Origin of the sequence: Neobacillus niacini (assembly GCF_023715415.1) — a bacterium.
GTDB lineage: Bacteria > Bacillota > Bacilli > Bacillales > Cytobacillaceae > Neobacillus > Neobacillus niacini_C.
On record NZ_JAMBOB010000003.1, the window covers coordinates 72,775 to 88,974 of the forward strand.

At 38.3% G+C, this 16,200-nt stretch carries 11 protein-coding genes and 1 other annotated feature; of the genes, 9 read left to right on the plus strand and 2 right to left on the minus strand.

Annotation, left to right across the window (positions count from 1 at the left end):
* The first annotated feature begins 5 nt into the window (after positions 1-5).
* From tatA to M3189_RS07025, 5 genes are all read left to right on the plus strand, one after another.
* Positions 6-197, plus strand: a complete 192-nt coding sequence (gene tatA / locus M3189_RS07005; protein WP_251633106.1) for a twin-arginine translocase TatA/TatE family subunit — start codon at positions 6-8, stop codon at positions 195-197.
* A 271-nt stretch (positions 198-468) separates the two neighbouring features.
* Positions 469-1,968: a malate:quinone oxidoreductase gene (locus M3189_RS07010; RefSeq protein ID WP_251633107.1), complete on the plus strand. Its 1,500-nt coding sequence runs from the start codon at positions 469-471 to the stop codon at positions 1,966-1,968.
* 213 nt (positions 1,969-2,181) lie between these two features.
* Positions 2,182-2,937: a class I SAM-dependent methyltransferase gene (locus M3189_RS07015; RefSeq protein ID WP_251633108.1), complete on the plus strand. Its 756-nt coding sequence runs from the start codon at positions 2,182-2,184 to the stop codon at positions 2,935-2,937.
* Between the two features lie 223 nt (positions 2,938-3,160).
* Positions 3,161-4,429, plus strand: coding sequence for an MFS transporter (locus tag M3189_RS07020; RefSeq protein ID WP_251633109.1), 1,269 nt, complete (start codon positions 3,161-3,163; stop codon positions 4,427-4,429).
* A 58-nt stretch (positions 4,430-4,487) separates the two neighbouring features.
* Positions 4,488-4,955, plus strand: a complete 468-nt coding sequence (locus tag M3189_RS07025; RefSeq protein WP_251633110.1) for a GNAT family N-acetyltransferase — start codon at positions 4,488-4,490, stop codon at positions 4,953-4,955.
* 55 nt (positions 4,956-5,010) lie between these two features.
* On the opposite strand, the gene M3189_RS07030 is transcribed toward M3189_RS07025, so the two are convergent.
* On the minus strand, positions 5,011-5,364 hold the full coding sequence (locus M3189_RS07030) for a DUF1516 family protein (protein WP_251633111.1): 354 nt from the start codon (positions 5,362-5,364) through the stop codon (positions 5,011-5,013).
* A gap of 208 nt (positions 5,365-5,572) precedes the next feature.
* Positions 5,573-5,792, plus strand: a binding site (T-box leader).
* A gap of 55 nt (positions 5,793-5,847) precedes the next feature.
* Here M3189_RS07030 and M3189_RS07035 point away from each other — a divergent pair.
* On the plus strand, positions 5,848-7,554 hold the full coding sequence (locus M3189_RS07035; RefSeq protein ID WP_251633112.1) for a 2-isopropylmalate synthase: 1,707 nt from the start codon (positions 5,848-5,850) through the stop codon (positions 7,552-7,554).
* 199 nt (positions 7,555-7,753) lie between these two features.
* Positions 7,754-9,568 (plus strand): LysM peptidoglycan-binding domain-containing protein, encoded by a 1,815-nt coding sequence (locus tag M3189_RS07040; protein WP_251633113.1) that lies wholly within the window; start codon positions 7,754-7,756, stop codon positions 9,566-9,568.
* Between the two features lie 92 nt (positions 9,569-9,660).
* Here M3189_RS07040 and M3189_RS07045 read toward each other — a convergent pair whose 3' ends face one another.
* Positions 9,661-10,362 carry an AIM24 family protein gene (locus tag M3189_RS07045; protein WP_251633114.1) on the minus strand — a complete coding sequence of 234 codons (702 nt, stop codon included), beginning with the start codon at positions 10,360-10,362 and terminating at the stop codon, positions 9,661-9,663.
* A gap of 225 nt (positions 10,363-10,587) precedes the next feature.
* Between M3189_RS07045 and M3189_RS07050 the strand changes: the two genes are divergently transcribed.
* Both M3189_RS07050 and M3189_RS07055 read left to right on the plus strand, forming a co-directional pair.
* Entirely contained in the window at positions 10,588-12,810 is a 2,223-nt protein-coding gene (locus M3189_RS07050; RefSeq protein ID WP_251633115.1) for a vWA domain-containing protein, read from the plus strand.
* Between the two features lie 25 nt (positions 12,811-12,835).
* A complete protein-coding gene (locus M3189_RS07055; RefSeq protein WP_251633116.1) occupies positions 12,836-16,195 on the plus strand; it encodes a tubulin-like doman-containing protein in 3,360 nt (1,119 codons plus the stop codon).
* Positions 16,196-16,200 lie beyond the last annotated feature (5 nt).

The window sequence follows — 16,200 nt, forward strand, 5'->3', positions numbered from 1 at the left end:
AAACAATGTTATCGAATATAGGCATCCCAGGATTAATTCTCATATTAATCATTGCTTTAATTATTTTTGGGCCTAAAAAGCTTCCTGAGATCGGGTCAGCGATTGGAAAGACATTATCCGAATTTAGACGAACAGCCACTTCGATCATCGATGAAGAAGAGGAAATACTCGAAAATAGTAAAAATCAGCAGCCATAACGATAGGGAGACCAAAGACTTGACCATTGCAAAAACTTGGTTTAGGCTTTGGTTTTTTTGTGTTCTTAGAACTTGTTGAGAACTTCTTACTTTTTATAAGCTTTTAAATAATTTATAATTATCATATAATAGTATATAATTAATTAATAAATAATATATTAGACTTTGATATGGTAATAATAAATACAAAATAGGTGTGTGACTTGGTAACGCTTAACCAGGTGTCCGCCTACATCTTTTTTCAAATTTTTAATAGAAAAGGTTGGTAAAAATGAGCAACGGAGAAACGAATACAGACGTCATATTAATTGGCGCCGGAATCATGAGTGCCACTTTAGGGACCATCTTAAAAGAATTAGTACCAGAATGGGAAATAAAAGTGTTTGAAAAGCTTGACAATGCGGGAGAAGAAAGCTCAAACGAATGGAATAATGCGGGTACCGGACATGCGGCGCTGTGTGAGCTTAACTATACGACCGAAAAACCGGACGGATCTATAGATATTGGTAAAGCGATTAGTATTAATGAGCAGTTCCAGGTCTCTATGCAGTTTTGGTCTTATCTTGTTAACAGCGGGCTTGTACAGAATCCGCAGGAATTCATCAGACAATTGCCACATATGAGTTTGGTACAGGGTGAACAAAACGTAAGTTTTTTGAAGAAACGTTTTGAAGCGCTCACAAAAAATCCACTTTTCCAAGGAATGGAGTTTTCGGAGGATCCGGAAAAACTGATGGACTGGGTTCCGCTTATTATGGAAGGCCGAAAATGGAATGAGCCAATTGCTGCAACTAAAATTGACACTGGAACGGACGTCAACTTTGGTGCTTTAACGCGTATGTTGTTTACTCATTTAGAAAATAAAAATGTCGATATTAAGTACAATCATAGTGTTACGGATCTTAAACGAACCAGCGATGGATTATGGGAGCTGAAAGTACAAAATCAGTTTAGCGGTACTATCAAACGCCATACTGCAAAATTCGTCTTTATCGGAGGCGGAGGGGGAAGTCTGCATTTACTGCAAAAGTCCGGCATTCCTGAAGGGAAAAATATTGGCGGATTCCCAGTAAGCGGAATATTTATGGTATGTAATAATCCTGAGATTGTAGAGCAGCATCATGCAAAAGTATACGGAAAAGCGAAGGTTGGCGCTCCACCAATGTCTGTTCCACATCTTGACACAAGATTTATCGACAATAAGAAATCATTGTTATTTGGACCATTTGCCGGCTTCTCACCAAAATTCCTAAAAACAGGATCCATGCTCGATTTAGTAACCTCTGTAAAGCCGAATAATGTTTTAACGATGTTAGCTGCAGGCGCAAAAGAAATACCATTGACCAAATACTTGATTCAGCAAGTAATGTTATCAAAGGAACAGCGTATGGAGGAGTTACGTGAATTTATCCCGAGCGCTAACAGTGAGGATTGGGATTTAGTGGTAGCGGGCCAGCGTGTACAGGTAATTAAAGATACTGAGGCAGGAAAAGGAACGCTTCAATTTGGTACGGAAGTCATTACTGATTCTGATGGCTCTATCGCAGCATTACTAGGTGCTTCTCCGGGTGCTTCTACTGCGGTTCAGGTAATGCTTGAAGTAATCAAAAAATGCTTTCCGCAACATATCAATGAGTGGGAACCCAAAATCAAAGAAATGATTCCTTCTTATGGCGTGTCACTAATGAAAAACCCAGATTTGCTACGTAAAGTTCATTCATCGACTGAGCAGTCGCTCGGTCTGACAGAAAAAGAACTAGCATACAGTTAGTTCATTAACTTCTGATAACAATATGCAAAATAATAAAAGAGCAGAAAATTTGCAAGTATTTATTAAAAATTTGTAAATTTTCTGCTCTTTTATTTCCATACGAAATCTCGTCAAACTGTTGTTCTAATAAGAAGTAGATATTTATATTGTATCAATTCAATAAAATTAAAGAGTTTAGTTATTCGAATTTCCGTTGCGAAGGAGGAATTTCATTTGAAACCAACAGATAAATTCAGTGGGAAGGCAGATGTGTATTCGAAATCTCGACCTAGTTACCCAACTGAGTATATCGATTATGTACTAGCAGCCAATAACCTGAATGAGACGAGCAGGGTTGCAGATATAGGTTCAGGCACGGGCATTCTAACCTGGCAGCTACTGGAGAGAGGAATCAACGTTGTAGCAGTGGAACCAAATGATGATATGAGACTAAAAGCAGAACAAAACCTACAACAGTTTGAACACTTTACTTCTAATAAAGGTTCAGCTGAGGAAACATCTTTACCTGACAATAGTTTGAATCTGGTGATAGCAGCTCAAGCATTTCATTGGTTTGATCAAGAAAGCTTCAAATTAGAATGTAAACGGATTTTGAAGCAGAACGCAAAGGTAGCACTGGTTTGGAATAGTAGAGATTTCAAAAGTCCGCTAATTAAGGAAAATGCTGAAATCTTTAAAAAATATTGCCCGAATTTTTATGGGTTTAGTGGTGGAATCGGGGAGCGGGAGGAAGTATTTAATCAATTTTTTCGGAATGGAGAATTTGAATTTAAAAGGTTTCCCAATGAATTAGTCTTGGATTTTGAAGGGTTCTTGGGCAGGAACCTCTCAGCTTCCTATGCACTAAAAGAGTCTGACAAAAAATACGAATTCTTTGTGGAAGCCATTACAAATCTATTTGAAAAATACAGACATAATGGAAAAATCGTAATGCCGAATTACACCCGAAGTTATTTAGGTAACGTGTAGGGACCCAATTATCACCCATAACCATATAGAGGCAGAGTAATTCATATCTGAATTCGCTCTGCTTTTTTATTGAATGCAGGATATTGTTGAAAATAGGATAAAGATTCTTTTTTAATCAAACCTTCAAGTAAAGACAGATTTTCCCTTATACAAGTTTGTTTAGTTTATAATGTTATTAACAGCTAGATAGAGTGGAAAATACAAACGAAAGAGGACACTAAAAATGAACAAACAGGAAAGTAGTTATAGATGGGACGTTTTTAGTACCGTCTTATTGGCTTACTTTATCATAATAAGCCAGAGAACTGCTCCAGGACTTATAACGGATCAGTTAATGAAGGATTTTCATGTTTCAGCTGCCGTCATCGGTCTAATGAGCAGTCTTCAATTTTTTGCATATGCGGGACTTCAAATACCGATAGGTTTATTATCGGATAGGTATGGTCCCAATCGATTTCTTATTTTAGGTACCATTCTTACGGGAATAGGGTGCCTTATTTATAGTTTTTCACCGAATGAATATGTTTTAATTTTCTCTCGTTTTATTGTTGGAACGGGAGATTCGATGATTTTTCTTAACTTGGTCATTATATTAAGCCAATGGTTCAAGGCGCAGGAATTTGTAAAATTGCTGGGTGTGATTTCACTGGTTTCGAGCATTGGTTCATTAACATCTATGCTTCCTTTTTCGATGTGGATTTCATTCTCAGGGTGGCGAACACCATTTTTTATTATAGGTATCATTTTAGCGTTATTCTCTTATCTTCTATATACTGTGTTAGTTTTGAAACCTAACAAAATCGTTAAAGATGATTTCAATCTGAAAAAGGTTAAGAACAAAAATCGAGAAAGTATTTGGAGAATTTTCCGCCGGACCATCACCGCACGTCAAGCTTGGGCAACTTTTCTATGTCATTTTGGATTAGTTGGTGCGTATGTGGGATTTATCGGTTCATGGGGAGTACCGTATGGAATCCAAGTAATGGATTTATCTCGTTCAGAAGCTAGTCAGTTATTGATGTATGGACTTTTCGGTGCCATGCTAGGAGGACCACTAATTAGCTGGATTACAAGCAGACTAGAATCTATGAAAAGAGTCTATACATACGTACACATCATTGCCTTTTTAAGTTGGGGAGGGTTATTTTTATCAGGTGTTAATCCTTCATTTATACTTGTAGTTGTTTTGTTTTTTCTGATAGGTTTTGGAACTGGTGCAAGTACATTGACGTTCGCGGTAGTACGGAAATCTTTCCCTATAGAAGAAGTAGGGGTGGTTACAGGATTCTCGAATATGGGTGGCTTTATAAGTGCTGTTTTATTACCGATTATTTTCGGAAAGGTTCTAGATTTATTTCCTCTAGAAACAATCAATGTTGGTTATCATTATGGTTTTATCATTCCTGTTCTGTTTTCTTTGTTGGGATTGGTAGGGGTCATCATGATCAAAGAAGAAAAAACGAAGGAAAAAATGGTGTTAAATGCTTTATAATGAATGACAGTATTCTTTACTTTTTACAAAGCAAGAGGGGTACTAGGGGGGGATGATGATGATGATGATGAAAATTGTTGAACTTCAAAAAGGGAATGAATTTTTGGAGGAAGGTATTGAGGTATTTTGGAACGTTTGGGGGACAGAAGATAATTTGAAATTTTACGAGGATTGTATTCTTCATTCCGCTGAAACATCAGATGGCCTTCCAAGATTCTATGTCGCAGTAGATAATAGAAAGATTATAGGTACATATGCCATATTGAGGAATGATATTAATAGTCGCCAGGATTTATGTCCGTGGCTTGCGTGCTTATTTGTCGATAAAGAATATCGGGGTCAAGAAATTGGTGCAAAGCTTTTAGAGTATGGATTGAGTGAGGCTGCTAAGGTAGGGTATAAAAAGCTATATTTGACTACAGAACTTGAAAATTATTATGAAAAATACGGATGGGACCATAACGGGATTGCTTATGGACCAAGTGGTGGACATTTGAAAATTTATGAAAAAAGCACAGGTATATAAAATGATTAAAGGAGGGTTCATCGGTGCCAGGCACCAGTGAACCTCTCCTTTTTTATTATTTTATTAAATCGAATCCCATTGGGAGTGTAAATCCTAGAGCAAAGAGGATAACAAGGACGATTGAGAAGGCAATCCAGATTATGTCTGTTTTCTTTCCTTTTTGTTTCCGGACAATCACCATTTCAAATAGACCAATCATGATGATACCGAGTATTGCCTTCAAATAATAGGATAACGGAATAGAATAGGCTGCAAAAAAGAGCATTCCACCCGTTACGATTATAAGAATGTATGTAGCTCGCAAAACCATATGCCATATTTTAATATTTTTACCTTTGTTTTGAAGAACCGCAATGATGATTAGAAAAATCAGCGACAAGATTAGTGTTGTTAAGTGTGCATGTGTCATTTAATATTACTCCTTTTATTATGTAATGATTTGTTCTACAAACACTAGTCTAATAGGGAAATATAAAAGGAATCTAAACTAAGTATTAAATTTTTCTTAAATTGATAAGCGCAAACAAGGATTTTGATAAATTCAAAAAGTTGAACAATAGGTCTTGGAAATTATCAGAATTTAGTATAGAATAGAGAAAATATAAAATTCCAATGATGAAAACACATTGATTGGGAGTATTAAGGAATATTTATTGCTAAGAGAGCTGTCGGTAGGTGAAAGACAGTCAATAAATTCCCCAACTCGCCCAGGAGTGGTAAGGCTGATATGTAGGTCTTAACGGTTGACCACCGTCATTAAGTCTTAAAGTGGGTTCGTTTGTTTCTGAGCGAACCAAAAAGAGTGGTACCACGAAGGCAAAGCCTATCGTCTCTTATGAGATGATAGGCTTTTTTATGTTTATAAAATTATCTGAAAAGGTGGTTGTTTTGAATGAGAAATATTAATAAGTACTCTAGAGGATATTTTATGCCCCCAGTCAAAAGTTTGAAATGGACAGAGAAGGAATACATAACGGAGGCTCCTACTTGGTGCAGTGTCGATTTGCGAGATGGAAATCAAGCTTTAGTGGTACCGATGAGCTTAGAGGAAAAATTAGAATACTTTCAGTTGCTGTTGGAAGTAGGTTTCAAAGAAATCGAAGTTGGCTTTCCCGCTTCATCGGAAACAGAATTTCAGTTTTTACGTACGTTAATTGAACAAAATTTGATTCCAGATGATGTTACGGTCCAAGTGTTAACACAGTCTAGAGAAGGTATTATTAAAAAGACTTTTGAGGCACTTGAAGGTGTGAACAAAGCGGTGGTGCACCTATATAATTCTACATCAGTAGCACAACGTGAGCAGGTGTTTAAAAAGTCTAATGAAGAAATTATCGATATTGCGGTAAGCGGTGCTAAAATGCTTAAAAAATATGCGGCTGAGACAGAAGGTAACTTCCAGTTCCAGTATTCACCGGAAAGCTTTACAGGTACAGAGATTGAATTTGCGCTTGATATTTGTAACTCGGTACTTGAAATTTGGCAGCCGACTGCTGAGAAAAAGGTGATTATTAATCTGCCAGCTACAGTATCTATGTCAATGCCTCACGTTTACGCAAGCCAAATTGAGTTTATGGGAGATCATCTACATTACCGTGACAATGTCATCCTTTCACTCCATCCACATAATGACAGAGGAACAGGAGTTGCTGATGCGGAGCTAGGAATGCTTGCAGGAGCGCAGAGAGTCGAAGGTACACTTTTTGGAAATGGTGAAAGAACAGGTAATGTTGATATCGTTACACTTGCATTGAACTTGTTTTCACATGGAGTGAACCCACACCTTAATTTTGAGAATATCCGTGAAATCAGAGAAAAGTATGAAGAACTGACAAAAATGAGCGTTCATGAAAGACATCCATATGGCGGAGACCTCGTCTTTACTGCCTTCTCAGGCTCCCATCAGGATGCGATTGCTAAGGGAATGAAATGGCGTGAGGAAGAAGAACGTCAGTACTGGACAGTACCTTATCTATTAATTGATCCAATGGATATTGGCAGAGAGTATGAAGGAGATATCATCCGAATTAACAGCCAATCAGGTAAAGGGGGTATTGGCTATATCCTTGAACAACATTATGGGCTAGATATGCCTGCAAAAATGCGTGAAAACTTCGGGTATAAGGTGAAAGATGAATCTGACCGGATGCACAAGGAAATTAAGCCAGATGAAATTTATGAAATTTTTACTCAAGAATATGTGAATATTAGTGCTCCGTTCACGTTTATCAATTACCGCCCTACCCAAGGCAATCATTACGAAACGATTCTATCTATCAGTATAGATAACGAAGTGCATGAATTTACTGGTGACGGGAATGGAAGACTAGACGCAATCAGCAACATTCTTCAAACTCAACTCGATATCCAATACAAAGATTTAGTTTATAAGGAGCATGCGCTAGAAATTGGGTCACGATCTAATGCTGTTTCTTATGTGGGTATTACTTCTATGAATGGTGTTGAATATTGGGGCTGTGGGATTGACGCTGATATTATGACTTCTTCTATAAAAGCTTTGTTTAGTGCTGTTAACAACATGGTAACTAATCTCAATGCACCAATTGGAATCGGATTTTCTCTTAATAAGAGGAGTTAAAATCCCAATGATAAAAAAACCAACAGCAAGAAATAGCACGCTGTTGGTTTTTTTAGTGCAGTTTATTTGTATAAGAAGAAACATTAGTCCTGCAGCTGAATACCATGTAGGCAAAAGGGATTGCCCATGTTGTTCATTTAGAGAAACTGGAATTGAGTGCAGTCCGTCATAATGTACATGATAGATTGGAGGTATGTTGATGCAGCTATTTTACACAGTCCGTCCCGGGGATACACTTTACCAGATTGCGAAACGCTGGGAGCTACCGGTAGAGTCGCTAATTGCAGCGAATAATATTACCTCGCCAAACTCAATTTTTGTGGGGCAGCAGCTTTCCGTCCCGCCTGGTGTAGATGTCATTCGTGTGAAACCAGGAGATACAATCTATCAAATTTCTCAAAACTTTGGGGTCCCAGCTTCGGTAATAATTCAAGCCAACGAGGTTCAACCGCCTTACGTAATTCAAGCAGGTCAGTTGTTGAAAGTACCACCTGGTGTTCCGTATTATGTGGTTCAGCAAGGAGATAATTTATTCCAAATTGCAAGCAGATTTAACGTACTTACAGGAGGCCGCAGTAATTTCGAGTTAATCATGAAGGTAAATAATCTGTCATCTACCGTTATTTCACCAGGTATGCAGCTCATGATTCCATACGCTCCTCCAGGTGTTAGAGGTTTACTCGCTTATACCTCCAATCGAAGTGGAAGCTATGATATTTGGGTCTATAATCCCAACAATGGACTGAACCAACAACTCACGAATGGATTAGCAGAATCTTATTCGATACCATTTTGGTCACCTGATAGCACAAAAATCGCCTTTGTTGGAAAAAATGGAATCCTCTACATCATTAGTTTAATTGATGGCAGTATTGCGCAAATTGATCAGTTTGCAGATGGACTAGGGGTTTTCCTAGATTGGTCTCCGAGAAGCCAAGAGATTGTTTATACAAAACCAAATGGGTTGGTCTTTTACAATGTGAATACTCATCGAGCCCGAATCCTAAATGCACCTGGTGCAACAGACGCACAATGGTTTCCAAACGGGACGGAACTCCTTTTTCAACAAGCAAATATCAAGGGAGTAAGTCAGCTTTTTCGCATCAAAATGAATGGAACGGGGAAGGTCCAAGTCACTAGAAATACAGGGGGACGACTTAATCATGTTCGACTATCTCCTGACGGAACCTATGCTTTATATACGACCCCAGGTGCTAGTATCTCGATTATTTACAGTGTAAATCTTGCAACTGGAAATGTAATAGAAGCTAAAGGAGGTCCATTAGCGAAAAATTACTTCCCAACCTGGTCACCTGATTCTTCAAGCATCGCCTATAGTGCAACTGCATTCGAAAACATTGGATATTTCTCATTGATAAGAACAGCGGGGAGACAAGGAATGAACGAAGTAACGAGAGCGATATCCGATTGCTTTGCCACCCCTGTGACCTGGTCGCCGGATAGCAGGAAAATTGCCTATCTTTCTGGATGTAAGCAACAAAGCAGTTCCAGTGAAATCTGGTTGTTGGATTTAACTCATCCCGTTCCAATACAACTAGTAGAAGGTGGGGCAATTACAGCCTTGCAATGGTCACCTTTACCAATTACTTCTCTCAAAAAAACATTCTCCAATTCAATCTATAAAGTTCGGTTCCAATATCCTTCCCATTGGCAGCGAGTGAACGATGAAAGATATGAGGGAGGAGATGGTTTCTTTCAAATCGCAGCGATAGCCTCTGACCAATCAATTGACGTTGTCTGTCAAAATGAAGCCTTCCACCAACTCAACCCATACGGCACCCAACCAAGTATCCAACACACACAAATCCAATATCATCCAGCCTGCTTCATTTATCCGTCACAAGACCAGCCAGTCGAAATGAAAAATCAAGCAGCCCTTATTATTAAGTATCCATCACCGGTTTTAATTAATGGAACAGAGTATAATTACTTTATTCTCTGGGCAGATCAGAACCATATAAGGGAAATGAGTACATCACTTACATTTCTGTAAAAGGTATCGAATTACAACTGGAGTTGCTCTTTCTTTTGAGCAACTTTTTTAAAAAAATAGTCCCCTTGTCTTAAGACAGGAGGACTATTTTTTTATGTAATATTTTGCTTAGCCTTCATATAAACCTCTTCAAATGGCTGGATGACAACAAAACCGTCGCCCTCGAATTTCATTTGAATCGATTCTCCACTGCCTCTTCCTAAAAATGTTTTTAATGTAATATCCGTTTGGAAGCTTGGCATGAGATTACCAGACCATGCTACGGTTGCATTTGGATCAGTAATCACTGGGTTTCCCGGAGTGACCCGTAATGTGATTGGCTCATAATGCGCAGTAAAGGCAATCATTCCAGTTCCTTCGCAGCGAACATTAAATAATCCGCCAGCAAGCATCCCGGCAATTCGCTTCATTAATTTAATTTCCCATTTAATACTAGGTTCAAAGGCTAATAGGTCATTCCCGTTTATGAAGATGGAATCGTTTTGTAAGTTAAGGATAATAATTTTCTTTCCACTATCAGCAAGATATAATTTCCCTCTTCCGTTCGCTTTCATCAAAGAGGCGCCTTCACCTGTAAATGCCTTTTTTAATGCAGTTCTGAGTCCATGCTCTAATATTCCTTCACGGACAAACTTCATTTCTCCATGATAAGCAACCATGGACCCCGCTTTTGCCCAAACCTGCCCGTCTAAGTTGACCTCCAACATCCGAGGTGTCTCTAATTCAAAAAAACCTTCGCCTTTATCCTTTTGCTCAGTCTGTTTGATAAATTCTTCAATTGAGTATCTGCTCAATGCTCCCACATCCTTCCATACTATTTACTACGAGTACCAAGTGTTTATGTTTCAATATTTTAAAAAAAGAATCCACTGCGATAGTGGGCTCTAATAAAGGTTAATTTCTGCTGCTAAACTTTTACAATTGGGTCATGCATAATAAATGTTTTGAATAGGATAGGAGTAAATATTCAAAAAGGGTTACTTTACCTAGTGCGCTCGTTAGTGAAAGGAGTTCAAAGAATGATAGGTAAGTATAAACTTCTTGTTATCATGCAAACTCTTTTAATTTTTTCCATTTGCATTTTCGCTTCAGCTGCGGAAGCGAAAAGTGATTCTAATATTCCTAAAAATAAAATAGTCGCTCTTGTGTATGATGATTCAGGCAGTATGTGGGAACAGTCTGGAAATGTTCCTATTGATAATTGGAAATATGCAAATTACGCTCTACAAAGCTTTGTTGCCCTCTTAGAAAAACAGGACCATTTAAAGGTTGTTTCGATGAGCGCACCAACTGTACCGGAGCCGATTGAATTGGAAGAAAGACTCCGGCAGCATGAAATTAATCAGATTCGAGCATGGACGGGGAAAAGAAGTACTCCACTAGAATCCTTACATACAGCGATAAATGAATTAAAAAAAGCGGTTGATAGCAATAAAAACTCTGATTTCTGGTTAATCGTTCTGACGGATGGAATTTTTAATGAACTGAACCATCATGAACAAAAACTTACAATGGGACAAATTGAAGAGAACAAGAGTGGCCTTTTTAAAAGCTTGAGAGAGTTAAAAGAGAAAATGGATCAAACAGGTGCTAGTTTTAACAGCACCTTGATTCCCATTGAGTCCTATTTGAGCAGTGATGAGTTAGAAATTATGGCTGATTTTAAAAGACAATGGACAGAAAGTTCAGCAGGGAATGTGTTAGTGAGCAATGGTGAGCAAGATATCATCCAACGCATTAATGAGGTCGCAGCTCTTATGACCAATCGAGATCCAAGTGAACAGGAAAAGTTTGATCTACATCCTGTTTGGGACGGGAGCCAGCTAGTCTTAGAGTCTCCATTCCCGTTAAGGAGAATAACTCTCATTGAACAGTCGGCTGTTGAGAATGCTTCCTTTAAGGAATTCTATATGAACAACCAACGAATTGAACAAGGAATGGAGGGTCCATACAAAGTTATTACCCCCGATGACCCAGCAAAACTACATCCACCCATACAAGGAACATTCACGCATTTCAAAAACGTGATTGGTGACGGCGTTATCGAAAGAGGCACATACAAAATCATTTTTGATAAACCACTACTAGAAGAGCAGCAAAAATCAATCAAGATCTTAGCAGAACCCGCAATTGATTTTAAAGTGGACTTTAAAAAGAAAAATGGGGATGGGAAACTGACGAGTGATCCTGAAGTTTTCTTTGCAGGCAGTAAGATGAGGCTAGAAGCGACTCTATTAAAAAGTGAGAGTAATGATGAAGAAATCGATTTACGCGATATTGATGTGAAAAGTTTGTTTGAAGTAGAAGCTGAAATTGATGAGGTAAAACTCCGCCTTAAATATGATTCTAAGGTTAATAAATTCATCGGGGATTTCACGTCACCACAAAAGCAAGAAATTCCAATAAACGTAAAAGTTAATATTAAAGGATTCTATCAAAAAGTAAAGGAATCGAGCCTTCAAGTAAACCCCACTCGAAAGCTTAGCCTTGTGGCCAATACCGATACTTGGAGTACACCGTTAGATGAATTAAATGAAGCAGATCCCTTTGTGATTACACCGATGGTGAATGGAGAGGAAATGACTTCGGAAGAACTCAAAAAGGTTTTCAATAAACTAAAAATAGAAACCTCCAGTTATATAAAAATTGAAAAAGAACAAAAAGGTAACCAAATTTACATCTATCCTAAGAGTTTAACGCCGATTTTCCGAACATCGGTAGGTGACATTCCCCTTCATGTTACCCTTCCCGGCCAGTATCCTAATGAAATCGCCAAAGAGTCATTTACTCTGAAGATTGTAGATATCTCCTTTCTGGATAAATATGGGGTATACGTCCTAAAAGCATTACTCTGGCTGGCTCTGCTTGTATATATCATTGGAATTATCATAAAACCAAGGTTTGACAAAAACCGCATTTCAATTGAATTCAAGCAAAGTAGGAAAAGGGAGAGGCTCCGAGATGCTCGCGGGATGACAGAAGACTTCCATACCAATTGGGTTAATAGATGGCTAGTTCCCTATTTGGCGGAGAAAAAGTCGATTGGCGATTTAACATTTAAGGCAGATCGAAAAAAGGACCGTGTTTTACTGGTGAAAGAATCTCAGGACTCAAACCTCGTTGTGAGACATGAAAAGCTGGAAGGAAGAAGTAAAAAGGCAGATATACCAATCTATCATAACGATGAGATTCAAATCGAGAGAAGTAACGACCATTCAATTTATATATTTAAATCCCATTAAAAGTACTTTAAGAGGTGGTAACCAAATGAGCTTTAATGTCCCAACAATATTAATTGGTTTAGGTGGAATAGGGAGTAATATTGCCAATATGGTCTATGGCCGTGTTCCCCCCGAGCAGCGGGGAAGAGTTGCTATTCATGCGTTTGATACGGATGCCAATAGCATTTCAAAATTAGAGCACTTAAGAAATAGTGCTACCCAAACAAGCACAAGCCATTCTGTTAATGAATATCTTCAAGCGAATAAAGAGGTACTAAAATGGTTTCCGAATAATCCCCAGATCAAACGGAAAACGATGACAGATGGAGCCGGCCAAGTTCGGGCGGTATCAAGACTTGCTTTTCGTTCAGCGATGTCACAAGGGAAATTAAATGCCATGTGGGATGGGATTGAACGAATTTTCCCTGTCGACAGCTATGCGCAATCCTATAATGTCCGAGTCATTATTATTAGTTCTTTAGTGGGCGGTACCGGGTCAGGGATTTTTCTTCAAATCGCTCTCTATCTGCGGGAAATGCTGGAGCGTAAGTTAAACTCGGAAAGTGTACTCATTCGCGGCGTTTTTTTACTTCCTGATATTTTGGTAAGAAGTAATACGGTGGACCAAACGGAGTGGGAAGCTGTCCAAGGTAACGGATACGCAAGCCTAAAAGAGCTGAATGCCATTACACTAAGCGCCTCGGGAAATCACAAACAAAATGTGACGATTGAACTCGAATATAGACCGAATCAAATAGATTTAGAAGGTAGAACCGCACATGCGATTACAGATAAACATCTTCCGTATGATTTTTGTTTTCTTTTTGATTACGAAAATACAAAAGGACAGCATTTAACAAATGTCTCGGAGTATATGGACCAGGTTGCACGTTCTGTGTATCTCCAGCTCTTTAGCCCGATTTCAGCAAGAAGCTTTTCACAAGAGGATAACCAAATAAGAAGTTTGGTCGAATCAAACGGTCAAGCACGGTACTGTGGTGCGGGTGTTGCTTCCTTAACCTATCCTTATGAAGAGATTGTTGACTATTGTGGTTTAAAATGGTCAGTTAGTGGATTAGATGATTCTTGGCTTCGATTAGATAAGTTATTTAATGATGAAAAGAAGCGGCATGACGATGACTTAAGAAATGGAATTAATAATGATAAACCAAAAATAAGAGAGCTTTATGTTAAGTACTTTGAGCAGATTGTGAATGACCGAGAAAAACCGAACCCGTTTTTCCGTCAGCTTGATTTCCAGGTTCATGAAATTGAGGATAAAGGTAAAAAAGGGGCTTCGAAAGCCGATATTTTCTTGGATGAGGTAGAGGAATATGCAAAAAAAGTGCTGAAAGATGATGTGGAATTAAAAGAAGATTATGAAGATCATTGTGTGCTTGATGAAGGAAAACTTAAAATAAAGGATCGGGCAAAACAAGAAATTAATCGAATGGAATCCGCCCTAGAAGACTATGCCAAAGAAATTAATAAAAAAATCAATGAATATAGTCATTTTATTGTCTACCAGACTATTGACTCAGATTATCATGCGCCAAATGGCGGGAATGGAAGCAGGTACCAACTGAATACATGGATTCTAAAAAAAGATTCACCGATACATCCGGTCGGGGTCCGATATCTTCTCTACAGTATTCACAATAAACTTATCAAGAAGATTTCTCAATTAAAAGAGGAGAATCGCAGATTTAAAGAACAGATTGACCGCTATCAATATATTTATGATTTAGACCGCAATGATGGTGACGTAGATGATGCGGTTCGACGTGTGGATAAAGCGTTAAAACAGGGCTTTATTTCCAGTGTATTTCGAAATCAATTTAAAGATTTTATTGATGAGTATACGGAAAAGGCGACTCATCAACTAAGTACCCTTAATCGCTATAAATATTCCATGTTGTTAGAACTAGTATTCTCAGCTCTCAATCAATCTATAAAGGAAATGATAGAGGATTGGCAAAGATTTTTTGATCATTTAGTTGAAACAAGAGAAACGCTACTAATGGAAATAAATCAATTAGCAAGGAAGTTTGATGGTGTGAGCGATCCAACAAAAATGTATGTGCTAGCAAGTAAGGAAATGCTTGAGCAAACGTGGGAGCGGATTCGGCAGTCAGTTGATCATGGATTTTTGCCAGACAGTATCTCTCAGAAAATTTATCAGAGTCTCTACAACCGTTTTATTGAACGGAAAACCAATCGAGGGGCTGAGGAGTTTTATAAAGAACCAAAGGTGGAAGTATTTTTTAAAGAGAATGTTTTAATTTTTTGCCGAAATGAATTAGCAAGTAAACACCATGATAAATTAGATTTAACCATCACACAGGCACTCAAAATTGAGGCTTGTCGATTAGGGCTGGACCCAGATGAGTATCTTTATAAAAGAATGAAGGCAATAGAGGAACTTGCACAACCTTATATTCCGATTACAAATGATTATCGAAGTTTGAAATATTGGGGACTTCATACGGAAAGTTTTAACCTGTTCTCGGAGCAGCTGCAAAATGAGTTATTTAACGAAAAGCAAATTGTTGATGATGCCTTTAAGCGGAATGAAATTGTGTGTTATCGTGCCCATTATGGCTTATCTGTCAGTGACTTTACCAAATTTTCTGCCGGAAAAAATGGAAAACCTCCAGGTGTTTATTATGAGGCTTATCACCGTTTAGTGAGTAAGTTGAATGAGGATGAAAATCGAACAATTACGCCTCATTTGGACCGAAATTGGCATCTTCCTGCCTATATGCCAGACTTAAATCCGGAACGCGCTGAGCTTGAAACCAATCGTACGGACCGTGCTTTGTTACTAGGGGTGATCTATGGCTGGCTCCAGTTAGTCAATTCTGACGGGAAAAGAGTCTATCAATATAGTGGAAATCAAGGCACAAAATTATTATTGAAATTTGGAGAAAAGGTAGAAGAAGATACCTACTTACTTCATGAAGCATTACCACATAATCCGGTTATCTATGATGAAATCCTAGAAAGATTCCAAGAAACACAAGAAACTCAGATCAGAAATAACCGAAACATCGAGGAACACTTGTTTTTTAGGGGAGCAATAGAAATTTCGAAAGTAAGAAAAGATGGAATAGGTAATATCCTAGATTTAGTGTTGGCGTATGACCAAGAATTTATCTCCAATCCTTCCTTAATGGAGCGAGCCGACCGCCTGCGACAATGTCTGTTAACGGAAATCTGTGAGTACTTCAAAAGGGTTAAGAGAACAGAGTCTGCCAAACGGGGCGCTGCGAATTTGATTTACCAGCTATGGAAGGAATCCCAGGTCAGACAAAGAACGCCGCAGGATTCAGAAGAATATCAAAAGTGGTTAAATGATATTAATAATAAACTAAACGCACTAAATCAAGAACGTGTTTTAGTATAGCCTTT

Coding starts and splice junctions, on each gene's coding strand:
- tatA (WP_251633106.1), top strand. CDS start 6: ATGTTATCGAATATAGGCATCCCAGGATTAATTCTCATATTAATCATT.
- M3189_RS07010 (WP_251633107.1), top strand. CDS start 469: ATGAGCAACGGAGAAACGAATACAGACGTCATATTAATTGGCGCCGGA.
- M3189_RS07020 (WP_251633109.1), top strand. CDS start 3,161: ATGAACAAACAGGAAAGTAGTTATAGATGGGACGTTTTTAGTACCGTC.
- M3189_RS07025 (WP_251633110.1), top strand. CDS start 4,488: ATGATGATGATGAAAATTGTTGAACTTCAAAAAGGGAATGAATTTTTG.
- M3189_RS07030 (WP_251633111.1), bottom strand. CDS start 5,364: ATGACACATGCACACTTAACAACACTAATCTTGTCGCTGATTTTTCTA.
- M3189_RS07035 (WP_251633112.1), top strand. CDS start 5,848: ATGAGAAATATTAATAAGTACTCTAGAGGATATTTTATGCCCCCAGTC.
- M3189_RS07040 (WP_251633113.1), top strand. CDS start 7,754: ATGCAGCTATTTTACACAGTCCGTCCCGGGGATACACTTTACCAGATT.
- M3189_RS07050 (WP_251633115.1), top strand. CDS start 10,588: ATGATAGGTAAGTATAAACTTCTTGTTATCATGCAAACTCTTTTAATT.
- M3189_RS07055 (WP_251633116.1), top strand. CDS start 12,836: ATGAGCTTTAATGTCCCAACAATATTAATTGGTTTAGGTGGAATAGGG.